Raw genomic sequence first — 21892 nt, 5'->3', positions numbered from 1 at the left:
AAATTTGGTTAACTCCGACAAAGATAGTATTTAATTCCGTTTTTCTTGTTATTTTTGTCAGCAAAGAATTAAAACCCCCATAAATTAAAACTTAACACAGTATTTATTATGAAAAAAAGGAGTCTGTTTTTATTTTTCATTGGACTGCTAATGTGTGGATGCCAAATGAAAGAGTCTGTTAATGCATATAATATTGTTCCTTTTCCCACTGTTTTGGATGAAAAAGCCGGACGTTTTTATTTGGATAATGATGTGCCGATTGTTGTAAATGCTTCTCAGGAAGTGAAGGATATTGCTTCCGACTTTTCTTCTAGATTATTTAATATAGCCGGACTGAAGTTGAAGATATCGGACGAATTGCATGAAAATGTGGCATCTATTGTTTTTGACAGTGTGGCAGGAATGTCACGAGAGGCTTATTCTTTATCCGTTACTCCAAAGCAAATAAAGATTACTGCTTCTGCTCCAAACGGATTTTATTATGGCTTGCAGTCATTGTATCAGTTGTTACCACCGGAGGTTTATGGAGATAAACCGGTGCGTAATGCTGATTGGAGCCTTCCTTGTGTGGAAATAAATGATGCTCCGGCATTCAGGTATCGTGGAGCGATGCTTGACGGATGCCGTCATTTTGCATCGGTGGACTATATAAAGAAGTTTATTGATATTCTTGCCATGCACAAAATGAATACTTTTCATTGGCATCTGACGGATGACCAGGGCTGGCGAATAGAAATTAAGAAGTATCCCAAGTTGACGGAAGTCGGTTCGAAGCGTTCAGAAACGATGATAGACTACTTTTACACTCATTATCCATTTAAGTATGATGGTAAACCTCATGGCGGATTTTATACTCAGGAAGAGATAAAAGACGTGGTTGCTTATGCAAAGAGCAGATATGTTACGGTGATTCCGGAGATAGAATTGCCCGGACATGCTTTAGCTGCCATTGCTGCTTATCCTGAGTTGTCTTGTACCCCAGACAGCACCTATGAGGTAGCCAAACTTTGGGGAGTATTCGATCAGGTCTTTTGTCCCACAGATACTTTATTTTCTTTTTTGGAAGGAGTGATGGATGAGGTGGTGGAACTTTTTCCCGGTGAATACATTCATATAGGTGGTGATGAGTGTCCCAAGAACGCTTGGGAAGAATGTTCGCATTGTCAGAAACTGATTCGTGAATTGGGATTAAAGGAAGATGCAGTTCCCAATCCTATAGATGGTAAGAAGCATACGAAGGAAGAAAAACTGCAAAGCTATATTGTGGGAAGGATAGAAAAATATCTGAATACTAAAGGACGTAATATTATTGGTTGGGATGAAATATTAGAAGGAGGTTTGGCTCCGAATGCGACAGTTATGTCTTGGCGTGGTGTGGAAGGCGGTGTGAATGCTGCAAAGGCCGGTCATGACGCCATTATGACTCCTAATCCTTATGCTTATTTGGATCATTATCAGGAAGACCCAGAAATAGCTCCGGTGACTATCGGCGGATATAATACGTTGAAGAAGACATACAGTTATAATCCGGTTCCGACTGATGCGGACAGTCTGGTGAAGCGACATATTATCGGTCTGCAAGCCAATTGTTGGTCGGAATATATGCCGACGGAAGACAGGAGGGATTATCAGATATTTCCGCGTTTGATGGCTATTGCCGAAACGGGTTGGACTCCGATGGATAGAAAAGATTTCCATTCTTTTTGTGAACGTATGGAAGAGGATTTTGAACGCTTGGATATTCTAGGGGTAAAGGCGTGTCGTAATTTCTTTGATGTAAATATTAATACGCGTGCCACAGACAGCGGAATATTGAATGTGGAGTTGGAAACTTTCCGCCCCAATACACAGATTTATTATACTATAAATGGCACTGAACCTACTCTTGCCGGGAATTTATATACCGGCCCTTTCCCTTTGTCGGGAGTTTATGAACTGAAAGCGGCTGCTTTTGTAGATGGAAACCCTGTGGGTAAAGTCACACATAAAAAATTATATGGTAATCTGATTTCGGGAAAGAAATACAAAATAACTCCTGAGCCCACAGGCATGAAAGGGGATGTTTGGGATGAGAATGATGTTTTGGGTGCTGATAGCGTTACATTGGGATTGACGAATGGAAAAAGGGGAAATGATGCCTCGTCTACTCCATGGGTGGGAATCCTTCCTGATGCAGATGATAAGGTTACTTTTGTGGTGGAACTTGATGGAACAAATATCAGCAAGATAAGATTCGGTACTTTATATAATGCTGCCGGAGGTGTGTTGCCGGTAAGCAAAGCAATTGTCTTTGTTTCAGATTCGGATAAAAACTTTCGGAAGATAGTCGAAAAGGATTTTACTTACGATATAAAAGAGAATACTTTTAAAGGATTTGATGAAGTGATAGAGTTTCCGGTGCAAACGGATATTATAGAGGTGAAGATTGAACTTTTTAGCGGAGGTAAAATCAGGAATGGTATAGATTGTTATAGCCCACATGACAGGAGTGAGGTTTCCGGGCTTATCGCTTTGGATGAAATTGAGATATATTGATTAGAATACTTTTCAGAAAATTACCTTTTATATGTATCGTGGGGTTTAACACAATGTTTCACAATAACTTGATGTGAAATATAAGGTAATAGGGAATTGAACTGATGGACAGGAAACTGTTATAATGAAAAAAGATGGAAGAGTTTTTAAAGAAACTGTTATAACGAAAAACTCTTTCATCTTTTCCATTTCATTATCTCTTAAAACATGAATAATGCGGTTGCCACCAAACGGTTATTGGATATGGAATGAGTATCAATCACTTTCCTATTAGATTGATTCAGAGAACCATACCACGCAGAAGTAAGATTATATTCCACTCCTAACTTCCAATGAGGAACATTATAAGTCAGTTCGGCTGTCCCGCTGATTAACTGGTCTATGTTTGTTCCTGTTCCGTACATCTTGGTTACAGCGTCACTTGTTCCGAGGTTTTTCATGTAGCCGAAGAAAAGTGCGGGTTTCCATGTCTTTCCATATACGATATTAATCCATGAACTACTGTTACGGTTGGGTGAGTATTCCTGTTCTCCCGTACGTGGGTCAACTGATTTTACACCGTAACCTCCCAACATGGAGGTTTGTGTAAGATTTGAACCTAATACGCTTTTAGCGGCAACAAACCATTTTGCAGTATTATACTTCATGTGCACTTCGTATGACAGGCTGGTAATACGTTCGCTCACTTTATATATCTTATCCTCCACAGTGGTTTGTGTACGAGGAGTTAAAGATACCATTTCGATGCCTGCTCCTATTAATAAGCCGTTGTGTTTGTAGTCAATGCCGGCATATATCTCAGGTACACAGCTGTTCTTGATATATTTCTGGCTTTTACCTTCAGGACCTTGAGACAGGTATTGTGACTGCCACAGGGCCGCACCTGTTATTTGTATATCTCCGGTTTTGTAACGGTAGCGGATTTGCGGTGCACGGCTGAATGGCTGAAAAGGAGCTCCCATATTCAGATTTAATATCTGTGGGGCAACATCACCATACAGGGGATGCCATGTTTGTCCCAATAGTAAAGCAGAAGTACCCCAGTCTAAATTCAGATAGGCATGGCGCAGGCGTACTACCGAGAATGTTGTACCCGAACCTCGGAAATCCAGCTCCACCTTGGCAGAAGTTTTTGCATTTCCTAATTTGGGGCCTTGTACGTCCAATCCCATACGAGTATATAAAGCATAAAAGCTGCCGTTGGCTGTCGCATTTAAGTCTTTGCCGTCGGCATCATATACTTTGTCTTTGGGATACATATAGAAAAGTCCGTCTACCGTTTCTTCGTTAGCCCGGCTGTTGTAAAATAAGTCGGTGCGAATCTGTCCATAGAATTTATAACTAAAATCTTTTAGTTGTGCAAAACTTGTTGTTGCCGATAGTAGCAAAATTGTAAATAGTAGTGAATATCTTCTCATAATTTATCGAGTTATATTGAATAGGTGGCAAAATTACATAATTTTTTTGAAAATCGTTCATGTGCCTGGTTATAAATGAAAATATTACTAGATAATTGAATAAGATGGAATGGTCGAGGAGATGACAGAGGCGGTTTTGTTCTATGAAAAATTTACAAAAATAAAAAGAGACTGACTCAAAATACTTTCTGAGTTCAGCCTCTTTTTTATTATATCAAATCAATGAAATTATTCACCTTTGATAGCTGCAACACCCGGAAGAACTTTTCCTTCGATTGCCTCCAACAAAGCACCACCACCTGTAGAGATGTAAGATACTTGGTCAGCCATGCCGAACTTGTTGATACAAGCTACAGAGTCACCACCACCGATTAATGAGAAAGCACCGTTTTTAGTTGCTTTTGCAATAGCGTTAGCGATAGCGCGTGAACCGGCTGTAAAGTTATCAAATTCAAATACACCTGCAGGACCGTTCCAAAGGATAGTCTTGGCATCTTCGATAGCGGCAGCAAATGATTTTTGAGTTTCAGGACCTGCATCAAGACCTTCCCATCCGTCAGGAATATTGTTAGAAGGAACAACCTGAGTATTAGCATCGTTAGAGAATGCGTCGGCTGCTACGCAGTCAGTACCCAATACCAGATTTACACCTTTGGCTTTTGCCTTGGCAATGATGTCGAGAGCCAATTCCAATTTATCGTCTTCAACGATAGAGTTACCGATTTTTCCACCCTGAGCTTTAGCAAAAGTATAAGTCATACCGCCGCAAAGAATCAAGTTGTCAACTTTATCCATCAGGTTTTCAATGATACCGATTTTGGTAGAAACTTTAGAACCACCCATGATGGCAGTGAAAGGACGTTTGATGTCTTTCAAAATATTATCAACGGCTTTTACTTCTTTTTCCATCAGATAGCCCAGCATCTTGTGGTCTGCATCGAAATAGTCGGCGATGACAGCAGTAGAAGCATGTTTGCGGTGTGCAGTACCGAATGCGTCATTTATATAGCAGTCAGCGTATGAAGCCAATGTTTTAGCAAACTCTTTCTGAGAAGCTTTCATTGCTTTTTTAGCATCTTCGTATGCGGGATCTTCTTTATCGATTCCGACAGGTTTTCCTTCTTCTTCAGGATAGAAACGCAAGTTTTCCAATAACAGGACTTCTCCCGGTTTCAAAGCTGCTGCAGCATCACCTGCTTTAGCACAGTCCGGAGCAAATTTAACGGGCACACCCAATTTTTCAGAAACAGCGTCTACAATCTGGTTCAATGAGAATTTAGCATTGACTTTTCCTTTGGGTTTACCCATGTGTGACATGATAATCAAGCTACCACCATCAGCCAAAACTTTTTTCAGTGTAGGAAGAGCACCACGGATACGGGTATCGTCAGTGATTTTACCATTTTCATCCAAAGGTACATTGAAGTCCACGCGGACAATCGCCTTTTTACCGGCAAAGTTGAAATTGTCAATTGTTTGCATAATCTCTTAATTTGTTTATAGTGTATAATTATAATCTCGTTTATTAAGGGTGTGGCAAAGTTACTAATATTTTTTGTTCGCAGAGTGTTAGAGACATAATATTTTTCTTCTTTTTTGCAGAAAGCATTTTTCTAAATATAATAATGTGTCTTCAATAGTCCTATTATAAAGGCTGAAATATTTTTTTTTCGTGTTAAAATTCTCATAAATAGTTTATTAACGAAAATCTATAAAATAAAAGTTAATTAAAAGTTTGACTGTAAAGAGATAAAAAGTACTTTCACTTGTGTGTACAACTGAATAATAGCCATTAATGCACTAATTGAAAACTTCTGTATCAACGACTAATCAGCTTGCCCTATCTTGGTGTTATTAACGGATATGCGATAATGTATATCTTATATTTTAAAATATAAATTAGATACAATGAAGTATTTGAACGGTGTTACTGTCTGTTTTTTAGGCAGTATTCTATTTTTGTCTTGTCAAGAACAATTTGAAGAAGACTCTGAAAAGCAGGAGGGTCAGCAGTTACCAATGTATGTTGTAGCTCAAATAGGGGCCATACACGATGAGTCGACTCCCCGTTATTCGGGTGAAGTGGGGAGTGCTATTTTTGCAGAAGGTGATAAAATCGGTATGTTTGTGGATGATAATCCAGTCATGGAGTGGACTTATTCCGTGCAATGGACTTCTTCAAAAGCTTATTGGGATGATTTGGTGAGTGAAAGTACATTTTCTGCTTTTTATCCATATAATGATGCGAGTACTGATAAAACAAAAGTCTGTATGCCATCTTTAAATGGACAGGATGGCAGTTGGGAAAACATCCAGAAATATGATTTTATGGTGGCGGAAGTGACTCAGGCTTATGGCGCCGATGGGACGGTGGCTTTTACCGGCAATCACGCTTTTCGTCATGTTTCCTGTTTGGTGCAATTCGATATAAAAGCTGCCGGTACATTATCCAATGCAGTTTTGAATAATTTATTGCTGGAAGGCAGCAATATCATTTCTTCTGCTACTTATTCGTTTGAGACAGAAAAGGTTACTCTTACGCAGGAAGGTGATTCCGATTTGTTGAGTGTTTCCCTGAACAACCATTCAATGGCGGATGGGAATGGAGTGGTTTCCTATTATCTTATATTGAACCAGAAAACATCCGATACTCCCGTTTCATTGACGTTGGATTACTCGGTGGCAGGTAAGAGTTATAAGGCTTCCATTGCGAGTTTTGCAAATAATAATAAGTTTGAAAAGGGTACCCATCAGAAATACAATCTTGCGGTTAATGGAAAAGAAATACAAATAACGGGAGGTGAGATTGATAGCTGGAATGACGGAGGGAAAATGGAAGATATTAATCTTGATATAAAGACCAATGATGAAGAAAGTAAATAAAAGTTTGCTCTGTTACATACTGCTCTTTTCTGTGTTCTCGTTATTTTCTTTTGCTTGCCAGCGTGTAATGGATGATGGAGGGGAAGAAGATATGCCCTCTTCTGATGAGACAGCATTGAAAATAACGGCTCGTTCCGGTGAAAATATATCTATTGAATATCCGGTTTATCTGTATGCCTTCAATGAGAAAGGAGACTGTGCGGCAAAACAGAAGATAACTTCGGAGGAGGTGGAAATGAATTTACAGTTGCCTTCGGGAAGTTTTAAGGTAGTGGCTCTTTCAGGAGTATCCAAAGGATATGCCATGCCCGATAATCCCCGAATTAATGATGCAATCACTATGCAGGAGGGCAGTTGTGCATCAAAAGCAATGATGATGGGAATGGCTGACGTTACGTTGGAAGGAAAGAATAAAACGGTGAATCTTATGCTTACTTACAGGGTGGCTTCTCTTAATGTTGTTCTGACTAAAGCGGATAAGGTTAAGCAGGTGAAAGTAGGTGTATCGCCTTTATATTCATCTCTTAATTTTGAAGGGAAATATGGAGGTGAGAACAAGACATTGGAGATAGATTGTTCGTTGGGAACGGATGGGAGATGGACTGCGGGGCCTGTTTATATCTTTCCTGGTAGCAGTTCTCAAGCAACCCTGTCTATAACGCTGGAAGATTCTAAAGGAAGCCATACGTATGGATATATCAGTACAGCAGTTCCTCAAGCCAATCATCCTTATAATATAGGTGGCAGCTATACGGGAGATATTTCTATCGATGGAAGCTTGATAGCTAAAGGTTGGGAGGATGCGATAGATGTTGAGTTTAAGTTTGGTACGGATGGAGATAATTCCGATGATGAAGATACGGATGGAGATGAGAATATATCGGGAGTACCTGAGGTTGGAAACATCTGGAATGATTGCATTGTTGTGGCTTCCAATAAAGGTAGCGATGGGAATGGAATTGATTTGTTACTAATGAGTTTGGAAGAGTGGGAAAGTCAAATAGCGACTGCCCAGTCCATCCCTGAAGGTTATTCGGTCAATAGTATAAAGAATTGGCGTTTCCCTACAGAGCAGGAAGCTAAAGTGATTAGAGACCGGTTTAATGGGGATAGATTGATTGAGTTGAATGAGAAGATAGAGGCTAGAAATCAAGAAGAATTGGAAATAACGCACGATTTAGATACGCGTTATTTATGCGATAAAGAGGGTGTTTTCTATTCTTTTCAGTTTATTGGCGGAAAGAGGGTCACGAAAGCGGGAAAGGATAAACTTTATCTGATTCGTGCCGTTACTACTTACCACTTTGCAGAATAGGGGGGACGATAAGTATATATAAAAAATAGAGGCAGGTTTTAAGCCTGCCTCTCCCTTAAAATTAAGATTCTTTTTAGAAACTATAATCCGCACTTAAACCGAATACCTTGTTAGTACGGCTATATACGTTCGTTCCGGGTAATTTAGTATTGTTATAGTTTGCTGATTTTTTGGTATAATCCTCGTAAGTAGTCCACATATATCCTACATTCAGATTGAGATGTTGGTTCATCTTTACTTTTGCTCCAAATCCTAAAGTATAAGAGTCGCAAGAAAAGCTTGTATCGGACTGGAAATTGTCAGACAGTCCATAGTCTGTGATTTGTCCGCCACAGCTAAGAGTCAGTTGCTTGGTTACGTCAAATTCGATACCAGCCAGATATTCGTTGGTCCCTTTGGTCAGATATTTTTGTTTCCCATTTGCCATACCTGCGTTCTTGTCGTCGTAGAAGTGATATTCTACAGAAGCGCGCAGCACGGGGAGGAATTCGTAAGCCGCTGCGATAGAGAGCATGGCAGGTATATCATTGGGAGTGTTTACACCATGTTCATAAGGGGCTACCATGTCTTTGGCACTTTCCGGACGTTGTAAATTGTGCGTATTATTTTCAATATTCAGATTGGTTTTGAATTCGTATTTAGCACCGATATTCAGTTTCCCTAATTTGGCATCCACGCCGATAACGGGTGTAAGTCCCCACCCCGTCTGGTCACAATCCAAAGCAAGTGGCAACAGGTTTGTGTCTGTTCCTTTCAGGTATGCATTCAGAAAGCCTTTGTAACCGCCTGTGAAATAGTTCATACGGCCTCCGCCGAATACAGAAAGCCATTCGGTAGCTTTGTAAGACAATCCCAGTTGCAAAGAGTAAATATATTGTTTGCCGTCCATGGCGCTTGTGATATCATACATGTCAGGAGTTATAACCGTAGGCCTTTCTGCTTCCAAACCTCCTAAAAAAATACCTGCCATAGCCGAGGCATCGAACATAGGCAATCCGTCATCGAAAGATGCTTTTCCACCTCCGGCGGTAATAGCGAAGAATCCCGAAATAGTCCAGTCTCCTTTCTTATAGGCACCAAACACACTGGGAATAATCGGTGCAGCTGCTGTTCCTTTATAATATTTCTCGAAAGGCTTGTCCGAAACTGTAGGACCTGTGGCGCTAATGCCGTTGTATGTCATAAAACTAGCATCAATATTTCTAGTCTGGTATGCACTCTGAATGCTCAATCCCACATGAAATCCGTCTTTCGGCAAGAAAGTCAGTCCGGCAGGATTGGATAATGCGGCATCTATTTCGGTTGTAGCACCACGGGATAGCATACGAAGAAAAGAAGCATGTTGATTTGTATTAGTCAGGATACCTCCTGCAAAAGTTGGATTTGAAACCATTAGCGTCGCTGCGCCAATCAGTAGAATTTTCTTCATTAATTATTTCATTTTTTGATTTGTGGGCGCAAAGGTAGGATAAAATAACACATAAACAAAAGAATTGTGCAATTAATTACGCTTTTAGATGAATGCTTCAACTGTTTCATGAGAAACTATTGAAGTTTGCAATAATATGGTATAACAGTTATTAAGTCATGGAATAATGTAAAACAGAATAAATATTCCTACCTTTGTAACCCTTTTAAGCACTCAAAAAGTAAGTATGTATACGAACAAAGAAATATGGAACGTCAGTTATCCGATATTCCTCGGGTTATTGGCACAAAACATTATTAATGTGACAGATACCGCCTTCTTGGGAAGAGTGGGTGAAGTGGAACTCGGTGCTTCGGCCATGGGTGGATTGTTTTACATTTGCGTCTTTACGATAGCCTTTGGCTTTAGTACAGGTTCGCAGATTATGATAGCCCGCCGTAACGGAGAAGGCAGATTCAGAGATGTAGGACCTGTTATGATGCAGGGTTGTGCTTTCTTGTTGATATTGGCAGTCGTTCTTTTCGGGCTGACCCATGCGGCAGCTCCTTCACTGATACGGTTGCTCATCTCTTCGGATGCCATATTCGATGCTACCAAAGAGTTCCTGAACTGGCGTATATTCGGTTTCTTTTTTGCATTTGTCAATGTCATGTTCCGTGCTCTTTATATAGGTATCACGCGCACGAAGGTACTGACTTTGAATGCCATTGTTATGGCTATGGTAAATGTCGTGCTGGATTATGCTCTGATTTTCGGTCATTTCGGTTTACCTGCTTTAGGGCTGAAAGGGGCTGCCATTGCTTCGGTTATTGCAGAGGCTTCTTCTTTGGTCTTTTTCCTTTTATATACTTGGGCAAGAATCGACTTCCGGAAATATGGGCTGAATCATTGGCCGCGCATTGATTTCACGTTACTGGGACGTATTTTGAGCATCTCTTGTTTTACGATGGTACAATATTTTCTGGCAATGGCAACTTGGTTTGTTTTCTTTGTTGCCGTAGAGAGATTGGGGCAGCGCCAACTGGCCATTGCAAATATAGTGAGAAGCATTTATGTGGTGATGCTGATACCCGTCCAGTCTTTGTCCACTACTACCAATTCGCTGGTGAGTAATCTGATTGGTGCCGGAGGGGTGAGCCACGTCATGCAACTGATGGGGCGCATAGCCCGTATGTCTTTCATCATTATGGTGGTATGCGTTGCTGTTTTGGTCGTGTTTCCGCAGGCAATGCTTTCTGTTTATACCAATGAAGAAGCATTGTTGGTAGAGTCTGTACCTTCTCTTTATGTCATAGGAGGTGCTATGCTGATTGCTTCGGTTGCCAATATTTATTTCAATGGAATTTCGGGTACAGGCAACACACAGGCTGCTTTGATATTGGAGACAGCGACTCTTGTTATTTACACCTCCTATATCTTTTGGATAGGGTATATTGTGAAAGCTCCCGTATCTGTCTGTTTCTCCACCGAGGTAATTTACTATGCTTTATTATTGATTTGCAGCGTTATTTACTTGAAAAAAGCAAAATGGCAGAACAAAAAGATATGAGATAATTAACTTTTTTGTATTTTTGCACCTCAAAAGCTGTTTAAGGTTAGTGATTAAAGTTCAGTAACTTATAATTCATAATTCGTAATTTATAATTAAAGATATATGTTCGATAATTTAAGTGAGAGACTGGAACGGTCTTTTAAAATCCTGAAAGGTGAAGGAAAAATCACCGAAATCAATGTCGCAGAGACCCTGAAAGATGTGCGTAAAGCGTTGCTTGATGCCGATGTTAACTATAAGGTAGCCAAGAACTTTACAGATACGGTAAAAGAGAAGGCGTTGGGGCAGAATGTGTTGACAGCTGTCAAACCGAGCCAGTTGATGGTAAAGATTGTGCATGATGAGCTGACTGCATTGATGGGTGGCGAAACTGCCGAACTGGAATTGAACGGTCGTCCTGCAATCATCTTGATGTCGGGTTTGCAAGGTTCGGGTAAGACAACTTTCTCCGGTAAGTTGGCACGTATGCTTAAAGCCAAGAAGAACCGTAAACCGTTGTTGGTGGCTTGTGACGTTTATCGTCCTGCTGCTGTCGATCAGTTAACTGTTTTAGGAGAACAAATCGAAGTCCCTGTGTATAGTGAACCGGACAGCAAAGATCCGGTGCAGATTGCACTGAACGCTATTCATGAGGCAAAGGCAAAAGGCTATGACCTGGTGATTGTCGATACAGCCGGACGTTTGGCTATCGACGAACAGATGATGAACGAAATTGAAGCGATTAAGAAAGCTATCAATCCTGATGAAACATTATTTGTTGTTGATTCAATGACCGGTCAGGATGCAGTAAATACGGCTCGCGAGTTCAATGAGCGTCTTGATTTCAATGGTGTGGTGCTCACTAAGTTGGATGGTGATACCCGTGGTGGTGCCGCCCTTTCTATTCGTACGGTAGTAAACAAGCCGATTAAGTTTGTCGGTACAGGTGAAAAGCTGGATGCCATTGATCAGTTCCACCCTGCACGTATGGCAGACCGTATCCTCGGTATGGGTGATATCGTATCGTTGGTAGAACGCGCACAGGAGCAATACGATGAAGAAGAAGCCAAGCGTCTTCAGAAGAAGATTCAGAAGAACCAGTTCGACTTCAACGACTTCCTGGCTCAGATTCATCAGATAAAGAAGATGGGTAACTTGAAAGAACTGGCTTCTATGATTCCGGGTGTGGGCAAGGCAATCAAGGATATCGATATCGATGACAATGCTTTCAAGAGTATCGAGGCCATTATCTATTCCATGACTCCCGAAGAGCGTACGCATCCCGAAGTTCTGAACGGAACACGTCGTACACGTATTGCCAAGGGTAGTGGTACCACTATTCAGGAAGTAAACCGTCTGCTGAAACAGTTCGACCAGACGCGCAAGATGATGAAGATGGTCACAAGCAGTAAGATGGGTAAGATGATGCCTAAAATGAAGAAGTAATACCTTATGTATATAAGGAAAGGAGGAAGTGCAAAACTTTCTCCTTTTTTTATTATGTCGACTGACTGATTTATACTACATTTGTTGGAAAGAATCATTTAACAAAGAGAATATGCAATTAATTGACGGAAAAGCCATTTCGGAACAAGTAAAGCAGGAAATAGCTGCTGAAGTTGCCGAAATTGTAGCCAAAGGAGGCAAGCGTCCTCACTTGGCAGCTATCCTCGTCGGCCATGACGGAGGAAGTGAAACATACGTGGCAGCCAAGGTAAAGGCTTGCGAAGTATGCGGTTTTAAATCGAGTCTCATTCGCTATGAGGCTGATGTAACGGAAGAAGAGTTGTTGGCTAAAGTCAGAGAACTGAATGAAGATGCCGATGTAGACGGTTTTATCGTTCAACTTCCATTGCCCAAGCACATATCGGAACAAAAGGTGATTGAGACCATCGACTATCGTAAAGACGTGGACGGTTTTCATCCCATCAATGTGGGACGTATGTCAATCGGACTTCTTTGCTATGTATCGGCTACTCCGAACGGAATCCTCGAGCTGCTGAAACGCTATAATATTGAAACACAAGGTAAAAAGTGTGTAGTGCTGGGACGCAGCAATATCGTAGGCAAGCCGATGGCTATGTTGATGATGCAGAAATCTTATCCGGGTGATGCTACAGTAACGGTTTGTCATAGCCGTAGCAAGGATTTGGTTAAAGAATGTCAGGAAGCGGATATTATCATTGCTGCTCTCGGTCAGCCTAATTTTGTAAAAGCCGACATGGTGAAAGAGGGAGCTGTAATAATTGATGTGGGCACTACTCGTGTGCCGGATGCAAGTAAGAAGTCGGGCTTCAAACTCACAGGAGATGTGAAGTTTGACGAAGTGGCTCCGAAATGTTCTTATATTACTCCCGTGCCGGGAGGGGTAGGGCCGATGACCATCGTTTCGTTAATGAAAAACACATTGTTAGCCGGTAAAAAAGCTATTTATAAGTAAAGGATATTGCTTTAATGCACCGAAATGCTGAGGGTGTGTCAGGATGATGGCTTGTTTTCATTTTGATACACCTTCGTGTTTCCGGATGCAACAGCCCAAAGTCGTTGTCTTTGATATTGTACAGGGGATGATAAAATTAAAAAAATAAAGAAATGAAGAATGTAATTGTATTATTGTTCGCTTTCGTATTAATAACTTCATGTGGTGGACAAAAGAAACAGGCTAATGAGGATGTTCAGAATGTTCAATTAAAGGGAGAAGAGGTTCCCATTGATACAGCTCTTTTTCGTTATGCATACCGAATTAGGGTGCAAGGAGATAAAGCGGTAGTCTTTGACCTTCATAATGTGGATTATTATTATCATGTTTTCACATATCCAAGCTTTAAGTATATTTCTTCTTTCGGTAAACGGGGTGAGGGCCCTGAGGAGATGATTTCGGCTGAAAATATTCGTTGGGGAGGAGATAATACAGCATGGGTGTTGGATGGCTCAAAAAATCGTTTGTCTCGATATGGCGGCATTGCACCGGGACAAGAACCGAAACTGGAGGAAAACATTTCGTTGGACAAGGCATTTATGCGTCCTTTAGACTTTGATTTATCGGATACGGATTCTTTTGTTATTCCTGACTATTCGGGAGAAAATCGCTTTAGTTGGGCAGACATGGCGGGGAACTTGTTGCATAAGTCCCACTGCATACCAATAACTGACGAGAAGCGGTTGCAAGAAAGTGCACCTGCTGTAGCACAAGGCTGGCGTAGCTTTATTTCGTTTAGTCCGGATAAGAAACTTTTGGTGACAGTAACTCAATTGGGAGATGTGCTTGATATTTATAATATAGAGAACGGCCGTCATATCAACTATAAGGGAGAAGATGGTGAACCTGAGTTTCATGTCACTTCAGAAGGATATGGTATTCCTGCCGGTCGGATGTGTTATTATGATATTCAAGTGACCGGACATTATATTTATGCCATTTATGATGGACGTAAGTTTAGCGATATTGTGAAGGAGAAAGAATATAAGCAGGGGGCAAAACAGCTTCGGGTGTTTGATTTTGACGGAAAGCTGCGTAAGGAATACACGTTAGACCGTCCGGTTACAGGCATCTATGTGGATGAGGCAAATCATTGCTTGTTGGCAACGGATGTAAATACGGATAATCAGATAGTGAAGTATGTATTTTGACGGAGCCTGCCACAATGACATATATACGTGTGGTCTTATGCGTACGTCCGTGTAGCCCGATGCGTATATACGTGTAGGCTTATGCATACGTACGTGTAGGCTTGTGCATACGTACATCTGAAAATATGCCATCCTGAATGTTGTAAAAAGACCTTGAGGTTTTCAAAAAAGACCAGGAGGTTTTTTAAAAAGCTCGGCATCTTTTTCAAAAAGCTCGGCATCTTTTTATAGAGGGCAGATTGTATCCCACCCTCACCAATCCGGTTATTCCTTTTTTCCGTTCATCCTTACATTTTAATCAAAATATGCAGACTATCAGCCTGTTAAGAATGACAGAATATCCTCTCATCTTCGTTTCAGCCGTGCTTGTCAAGCCCTTTCAAATCTGTCTCCGGCGATTCCCTTTTTTACGAATGAAAGGGTGCTGAAAGGGTGATGATGAGGTGTCCATTCACTGCCGGAACCCCATCAACAGGGTGTTTCAACGGCTAATGAAGGGAGAGAGGAAGAAATTATCTGGCTGATACGGAAACTTTATAATAAAAATGTTTCAGCCATTTTTAAACAGCTCTGGAAAGAGGGACGGATGATGGATATCACAAGGGAAAATAATTGCTTATGGGACTTTTTCTGGGTATCGTTTTAATAAGAAGGACGTAAAAGAGTTGCGTTACATTACCCGGAGGGATGCCTTCACTTATCCGGTTTGTCTCGATGAAAAGGATGATTTTAATGCATTAAACCGTTTTCCCGGTGAAATGACATTTATCCAAACACTGGATTGTGAAAAGAAGTTTTGCATGGCCTGAAAAATTCAGAAGGCTTACAATTGACTACGAGTTCCATGTAGATACAGCGGTGGCTATGGTGCAATTGGCTTGCTGTAAAATCATGCTTAATAAATATTTCGATTAATTTTTAAACAACGTCTAACAATAATTTCTTCCCCAACAAAAGAATACAAGAAATAATATTTACTTTTGTGACGAAGTTTACTATGAACTAAATATAAAGAACCATGAAGAGATATATTATATATTCCGTTATTGCAATCATATCAGCGATATGGTTTTATATTTCTTATTGTGCCGAACGCAAAGAAATGCTCAATGTAGCAGAAGAAACCTTGATAAAGGCAGTGCATGAAGACTTGAATAATAGAATAATAGTTTCCGATTTGACAATGCACCATTCCTCCCCTTCTACCCAATACAAACACATAGAAATCACACATGAGGATGGGGAAAAAACATATCAACTGGACAGTGTGAATAGCAGCAAAAACATAGATAAAGACTTGCATGCCCAAATACTGCATACCATTGCTATCCTTAACCGCCAATACGCCCACCCGGATACATTAAACCAGTTGTGGCAAAAAGAACTGCAAGCCAAAGGAATCAATCACATAAAGACTTTTATTGATATAACTATTTCCACTCGCCCATACAGGGCACAAAACCGTGACTCTCTTGCCGGTAAGCATTATACTTCGCTCCCCACATTCTATGCCGGAGCTAAAAACGAAATGAAATTGCAGCCAGCCATAGACCTGACCTTCTTCAGCATTCTGAATTACAATCTTCTTCTTTATATCTTTTGGGGAATAATAGGGGGATGCATTGGGGGAATAATCGTTTCATTCTTACAGACTAAACAGAAAACAGAAATAACTTCTGAAAAATCGGAGGACAACTTTTGGTTGTCTCCCCCCAATATACGACTATCGGACAATGTAGCTTACGCCCCCGATGCAAGCATCATATACCGAGATGGCAAAGTGGTGACAAAACTGCCTCCCCATCCCAATTTGTTACTGAAACTATTGGCAGAAGCCGAAGACCACCGCATGAATGGAGTGGACTTGACAAAAGTCATTTGGGGCGATAATGAAATCAATCTGGACAAATTGTACACATTAAACAGTCGCCTTCGCAAAATATTAAAAGAAATAGACACAGAAATAGCGATAAACAGCTTAAAAGATGGATATTTCCAACTAACTTACCCATACCTTTCAAAAGATGTAAGGGTGTAAATATTTACTTAAAAGGTATTGAAAGGTAGTTTTTCTTGCTCGTATGAAAAGAAACACTTAGCTTTGCGACACATAAAACTACTATATAAAACAGAAAAACAAATGAATATGAAAAAGGTTTCAAAAACATTGGCGGTTGCATTGATAGCTTTATCTGCAATGTACATTAAAAGTATGACGAAAGAGCAATCCGCTCACGAATTATTGCTGTTGAACAACATTGAAGCACTTGCTTCCGGTGAAGATAATAACTTGGATAAAGCTGATTATTACTGTTATGGAAGAGGTAATATAGACTGCCCAATCAGTGGTGAAAAAGTAAATACAGTAATCAAAGCATATAGCCTTGACTAAGATATGAAATACTATTTTATATTCCTGCTTCTCTCTTTCTTAACCGGATGCAAGGAATCAGAGAAAGAGAAAATCGCTCGTTTGGTTAAAGAATGGGATGGGAAAGAGATTTCCTTTCCTCCCCATTCTGTTTTCACCATTCAAGGGAAAGATACGATTGATTTTTCTTTCGCAGATGCCGAATATAAGATAGTTACTTATGTAGACTCTGTAGGTTGCACCAGTTGTAAATTGCAATTGCCTCGTTGGAAAGAATTCATGCACGAAGTAGATTCATTGGTTCAGGGGAAAGTGCCCTTTGTGTTCTATTTCCACCCCAAGGATGTAAAAGAGTTGCGTTACATTACTCGGAGGGATGCCTTCACTTATCCAGTTTGTCTCGATGAAAAGGATGATTTTAATGCATTAAACCGTTTTCCCGGTGAAATGACATTTCAATCTTTTTTATTAAACCGGGAAAACAAAGTGATAGCGATAGGCAACCCGGTTCACAATCCAAAGGTGAAAGAGCTCTATCTGCAGAGATTGACCAATGGCGAAATGCCTTCTTCGGCAGTTGCCATGACAGACGTTTCCGTCAATACGGCCAATATGGATTTCGGGACTTTTCCACAATCGGAAAGGCAGGAATACAAATTTGTATTGACCAATGAGGGCAACAATCTGCTGGTCATTCAGGATGTCACTACATCTTGCGGTTGCACCAAGGTGAGTTACAGCAAGGAACCTGTCCGTTCCGGCGCGTCATTGGAACTGACAGTGACGTATGAGGCAGAAGAAAAAGGTCATTTTAATAAGATGATAACCGTGTATTGCAATACAAAGGCATCTCCGCTTCGGCTAATGATAGCAGGGAATGCCAAATAAATAAAGTTTAATTTAGAGAAACCCTTCCTTCCCTTGGGTTTCTCCTTAAAGAAAGGAGGATTAGTCCGATGCAAACTTAATGGAAATAATCAGAATCTGCAAGTCATGTATTTGCTTTTTCTGCGGTGGAGTTCTTTCCGATAAAAGATGAAAACAACTTTTATTAATAATCGAAACATAGAAAAGAGATGAAAAAGAATATTTTAAAAGCAACAGTTGTTGCTGCGTTTGCTCTGGTAGCAGGATTTAATGTGTATAACTCTCAGAAATCGGATGTGATGTCTGAGTTGGCTTTGGCTAATGTGGAAGCATTGGCTAGTGAAGAAGGGGGTGGAAATCATATAACTTGTTATTCCGGCAGCGGTTCTTCTTTTTTGTGCAAATGTAGCACATGTACTTGGGGATACATAGGGACAAGTAGTAAATCAACCTGTTATTAAATGGATTGGATGCGAACGAAGGTAGAAAATATCAAATATTGTATTTGTGTAGTATTACTTATACTCTTGGATTCCTGCGTGAATAGGGAAATTACCATTATGACAGAGGATAAAATAACATATCCTCAAGTGGAAAATGCAGACCTGTCAGAAGTACTATATGCAGATAAATTAATAGTGTCTGATTCATTTCTGGTAGTGATAAACCGGAAGGCAGAACCTTTCTTTTATATATATGATGCTGATTCCTTCTTGTTTAAAGAGAAATTTGGTTTTTCGGGAAATGGACCGGAAGATTTTCTATTTCCTTTTTTTATGAATCAGACGGATTCTGTATCTGAGCATGTTTCTGTGTACGATGTGAATTTGGCTTCATTCAAGAATATTAATATAAAGCGTTTATTGGCGCACGAAGAGAAAGCCATTGTATCTTCTTCCATGCCCTCTGCCTTGATAGGTGCATCTGTATTAGTGGAGAACAATCATCTGTATTACGGCAATATAGACAGTGGCGAAGGTTTGTTCTTTGTTTATGACAGTATCCTGAATGTTTGCAACTGGATTTCTTTCCCCTCCTCTCTATTGCCTTCCGAAGGCGATTTTACGGTAATGAATTCCAATAGGATTGCTGTAAATACTCGATTGCATCGAGTTGTATCGGGTATGCGTTTCTATAATAAACTATATTTATATGATGTAGAGAAAAAGGAGATGTTGAAAGAGGTGATGATAGGCAGGAATCCTATCTTCCCTATATTGGAAGGGCAGTCCATAAACGGAGAAAGCCAACTTTGCTGTATGGAAACACACGCTACGGATCAATATGTTTACGTGTTGATGCAGCGCGTCAGGGAAAAAGACTGGGATAACGCAGATGGGGAACCTTCGCGTATCATAGTGTTGGACTGGGAGTTGAATTATGTGAAAACATATCAATTGGCTCATCATACTAATTCTTTTGCAATTGATGTTAGAAATAATCGTATTTTATATACGGCAGCCAATGATGAAGGGCATACGATTCTATATTATTGGAAGGAAACTTTTGATGATGTCAAATAGCATACTTGCCAATCAACAAGTTTTTTCCGGAAGAGGGACAATATAAATAATAATAAATTTGAAAGGTTAGAATAGCTATAACGAAGAATATTCTGAGCTACACATACGGTGGCATAAGCCTGTACATAATATGTCATTGCGTCGGCCACCGTTTCTTCGCTTGGTATTATTTCAAGGCAAAGAAGCCAGAAATTTATATAAAGGGCTACTCGTCGCTTAAATAAGATGTTGTATTGCAATACAAAGGCATCTCCGCTTCGGTTAATGATAGCAGGGAATGCCAAATAAATGGAGTTTAATTTAGAGAAACAAAAGAGGGATGGTAAGAAAGCTATTTTCTTCGCAGGAACACGCTTCCTTCCACCCCTTGGGTTTCTCCTTAAAGAAAGGAGGATTAGTCCGATGCAAACTTAATGGAAATAATCAGAATCTGCAAGTCATGTATTTGCTTTTTCTGCGGTGGAGTTCTTTCCGATAAAAGATGAAAACAAGATTAATGAATCATCGAAACATAGAAAAGAGATGAAAAAGAATATTTTGAAAGCAACAGTTGTTGCTGCATTTGCTCTGATAGCAGGATTTAATGTGTATAACTCTCAGAAATCGGATGTGATGTCTGATTTGGCCTTAGCTAATGTGGAAGCATTGGCTAGCGGTGAAATTGATGTGAACACCTCTTATGGATATGGCCTAAGAGATTGTAAAGATTCAGATGGGAATCTTACGGGCAAGCGTTGCGAACTGACGCATCCTTATGATACTTGCAATAACAAATTAACATGGGGAAACTGCCGCTAATTATGTATAGATGTATATTTATGTTCCTTTTGTTGTGCACAAGTTGTGTAGAACAAAAGGATACTACTTCAATCAAGATAGATTTGATGGCAACAGATAGTGATACCCTGTATTATTCCTCATTTGTTGACTCCTTGAGTTATATACCATTGGAAACAAAAGATGATTGTTTAATAAGGGAGATAACGGATGCTATCCTGACCAATCAATACATCTTCATTTTAGACACCCCACAACAGTCCGTCTGGATATATAGTACAAAAGGGAAATTCATACGCTCACTTCATCATCAGGGTAACGGTCCCGGAGAATATATAAACCTGATACAGTTTGAATATGATGCCGACAACAGGGAACTGTTATTATTGGACGGCTGGAATAAATCCATCCTGCGATATTCCCCTGATGATAAATTCATTGATAAAACAGTACTTGATATATATCCCTCAGATTTCAAGAAGACCGCTGATGGATATCTATTATCAATGTTGGGAGCCCCGGACAGCATTGGAGGAGTCTATTCTTATTCTTCGCAGAATCATAAGTCGACGCAATTAATAAAACGAACCTACAATTTGCCATGCAATTTTAATTGGGAATTAATGGGTTATGACAACGAGATAACTTTCATGGCACCTCCTTTTGATAATATAGTTTACAGTTATGATAAGAAAGGAGCATTAAGACAACAAATACCTTTTAAAATCTATCCACTTCCTACACAATCCTATACAGAAGATGTTTCCACCCAACATTTGCCCGATTTCATTCGGACAAATTATATAGAAAGTTCCCATTGGTTGTACGCAACATATTGGCGTGCGGAATCAGGTTTAAGAGTGTTTTTATACAATAAACAAAATGGAGATTTTCAAATAGGGAAACGTTTGGTGAATGATATTGACAGAGTTAAATATACCTATATGACTTCGTCCTGCAATCACAACCGATTTGTCTTTGGATACAGGAAAGAGAATACGGATGACAATCCGATATTACAGATATTACATCTTAAGAATTAGATATGTCATTGCGTCAGCCACCGTTTCTTCGCTTGGTATTATTTCAAGGCAAAGAAGCCAGAAACTTATATAAAGGCTACTCGTCGCTTAAATAAGATGTTGTATTGCAATACAAAGACATCCCCGCTTCGGTTAATGATAGCAGGGAATGCCAAATAAATAGAGTTTAATTTAGAGAAACCCTTCCTTCCCTTGGGTTTCTTCTTAAAGAAAGGAGGATTAGTCCGATGCAAACTTAATGGAAATAATCAGAATCTGCAAGTCATGTATTTGCTTTTTCTGCGGTGGAGTTCTTTCCGATAAAAGATGAAAACAAGATTAATAAATCATCGAAAAAACAAAAAGAGATGAAAAAGAATATTTTGAAAGCAACACTGGTTGCTGCATTTGCTTTGATAGTAGGATTTAATGTGTATAACTCTCAAAAATCGGATGTGATGTCTGATTTGGCTTTGGCTAATGTGGAAGCATTGGCTGATGGAGAAGATGGAGGTTCGTGCCGATGGAGCCGTGTATATGATTCAGAAGGATGTGTTTATCATGTCTGCGTTGCCAATGGTTCTGGTGATA

18 protein-coding genes are annotated in these 21892 nt (G+C 40.0%); 15 read left to right on the top strand and 3 right to left on the bottom strand.

Features of this window, described 5'->3' with window-relative positions; genetic code table 11:
- Window positions 1-108 precede the first annotated feature (108 nt).
- Complete coding sequence (locus tag QYT14_RS14855) at window positions 109-2535, top strand: family 20 glycosylhydrolase (RefSeq protein ID WP_288325237.1); 2427 nt, start codon at window positions 109-111, stop codon at window positions 2533-2535.
- A gap of 200 nt (window positions 2536-2735) precedes the next feature.
- Here the strand turns inward: QYT14_RS14855 and QYT14_RS14850 are convergent, their stop codons facing one another.
- Window positions 2736-3953: a hypothetical protein gene (locus tag QYT14_RS14850; protein WP_288325236.1), complete on the bottom strand. Its 1218-nt coding sequence runs from the start codon at window positions 3951-3953 to the stop codon at window positions 2736-2738.
- Between the two features lie 228 nt (window positions 3954-4181).
- Window positions 4182-5435: a phosphoglycerate kinase gene (locus tag QYT14_RS14845; RefSeq protein WP_288325234.1), complete on the bottom strand. Its 1254-nt coding sequence runs from the start codon at window positions 5433-5435 to the stop codon at window positions 4182-4184.
- Between the two features lie 426 nt (window positions 5436-5861).
- On the opposite strand from QYT14_RS14845, the gene QYT14_RS14840 reads away from it, so the two are divergent.
- Window positions 5862-6836 carry a fimbrillin family protein gene (locus QYT14_RS14840; RefSeq protein WP_288325233.1) on the top strand — a complete coding sequence of 325 codons (975 nt, stop codon included), beginning with the start codon at window positions 5862-5864 and terminating at the stop codon, window positions 6834-6836.
- On the top strand, window positions 6817-8151 hold the full coding sequence (locus tag QYT14_RS14835; RefSeq protein WP_288325232.1) for a FimB/Mfa2 family fimbrial subunit: 1335 nt from the start codon (window positions 6817-6819) through the stop codon (window positions 8149-8151). Before QYT14_RS14840 ends, QYT14_RS14835 begins: the two co-directional genes overlap by 20 nt.
- 73 nt (window positions 8152-8224) lie before the next feature.
- Here the strand turns inward: QYT14_RS14835 and QYT14_RS14830 are convergent, their stop codons facing one another.
- Window positions 8225-9580, bottom strand: coding sequence for an outer membrane beta-barrel protein (locus tag QYT14_RS14830; RefSeq protein ID WP_288325231.1), 1356 nt, complete (start codon window positions 9578-9580; stop codon window positions 8225-8227).
- A 226-nt stretch (window positions 9581-9806) separates the two neighbouring features.
- On the opposite strand from QYT14_RS14830, the gene QYT14_RS14825 reads away from it, so the two are divergent.
- The 12 genes from QYT14_RS14825 to QYT14_RS14770 all read left to right on the top strand — a co-directional run.
- A complete protein-coding gene (locus QYT14_RS14825) occupies window positions 9807-11129 on the top strand; it encodes an MATE family efflux transporter (RefSeq protein WP_237039632.1) in 1323 nt (440 codons plus the stop codon).
- Between the two features lie 105 nt (window positions 11130-11234).
- Entirely contained in the window at window positions 11235-12557 is a 1323-nt protein-coding gene (gene ffh / locus QYT14_RS14820; RefSeq protein ID WP_022507890.1) for a signal recognition particle protein, read from the top strand.
- A 112-nt stretch (window positions 12558-12669) separates the two neighbouring features.
- Entirely contained in the window at window positions 12670-13551 is an 882-nt protein-coding gene (folD, locus tag QYT14_RS14815) for a bifunctional methylenetetrahydrofolate dehydrogenase/methenyltetrahydrofolate cyclohydrolase FolD (RefSeq protein WP_288325228.1), read from the top strand.
- A 152-nt stretch (window positions 13552-13703) separates the two neighbouring features.
- Window positions 13704-14741: a BF3164 family lipoprotein gene (locus QYT14_RS14810; RefSeq protein WP_022507892.1), complete on the top strand. Its 1038-nt coding sequence runs from the start codon at window positions 13704-13706 to the stop codon at window positions 14739-14741.
- A 1018-nt stretch (window positions 14742-15759) separates the two neighbouring features.
- The gene (locus tag QYT14_RS14805) at window positions 15760-16779 is read left to right on the top strand and encodes a hypothetical protein (protein WP_288325226.1); all 1020 of its coding nucleotides are present in this window, start codon (window positions 15760-15762) and stop codon (window positions 16777-16779) included.
- A gap of 102 nt (window positions 16780-16881) precedes the next feature.
- A complete protein-coding gene (locus QYT14_RS14800; protein ID WP_288325225.1) occupies window positions 16882-17133 on the top strand; it encodes an NVEALA domain-containing protein in 252 nt (83 codons plus the stop codon).
- A 3-nt stretch (window positions 17134-17136) separates the two neighbouring features.
- The gene (locus tag QYT14_RS14795) at window positions 17137-18000 is read left to right on the top strand and encodes a DUF1573 domain-containing protein (RefSeq protein WP_289307597.1); all 864 of its coding nucleotides are present in this window, start codon (window positions 17137-17139) and stop codon (window positions 17998-18000) included.
- 188 nt (window positions 18001-18188) lie between these two features.
- Window positions 18189-18440, top strand: a complete 252-nt coding sequence (locus QYT14_RS14790) for an NVEALA domain-containing protein (RefSeq protein WP_289307274.1) — start codon at window positions 18189-18191, stop codon at window positions 18438-18440.
- Window positions 18441-18539: 99 nt separating this feature from the next.
- Entirely contained in the window at window positions 18540-19502 is a 963-nt protein-coding gene (locus tag QYT14_RS14785) for a BF3164 family lipoprotein (protein ID WP_289757687.1), read from the top strand.
- Between the two features lie 522 nt (window positions 19503-20024).
- The gene (locus QYT14_RS14780; RefSeq protein WP_117913096.1) at window positions 20025-20300 is read left to right on the top strand and encodes an NVEALA domain-containing protein; all 276 of its coding nucleotides are present in this window, start codon (window positions 20025-20027) and stop codon (window positions 20298-20300) included.
- A gap of 86 nt (window positions 20301-20386) precedes the next feature.
- Window positions 20387-21322, top strand: coding sequence for a 6-bladed beta-propeller (locus QYT14_RS14775; RefSeq protein ID WP_289307529.1), 936 nt, complete (start codon window positions 20387-20389; stop codon window positions 21320-21322).
- 347 nt (window positions 21323-21669) lie between these two features.
- A partial coding sequence (locus QYT14_RS14770) for an NVEALA domain-containing protein (RefSeq protein WP_289307595.1) occupies window positions 21670-21892 on the top strand: 223 nt, incomplete at its 3' end.

Origin of the sequence: uncultured Phocaeicola sp., assembly GCF_948499155.1 — a bacterium.
Lineage (GTDB): Bacteria > Bacteroidota > Bacteroidia > Bacteroidales > Bacteroidaceae > Phocaeicola > Phocaeicola faecalis.
This window is presented reverse-complemented; position numbering and strand designations above follow the sequence as displayed.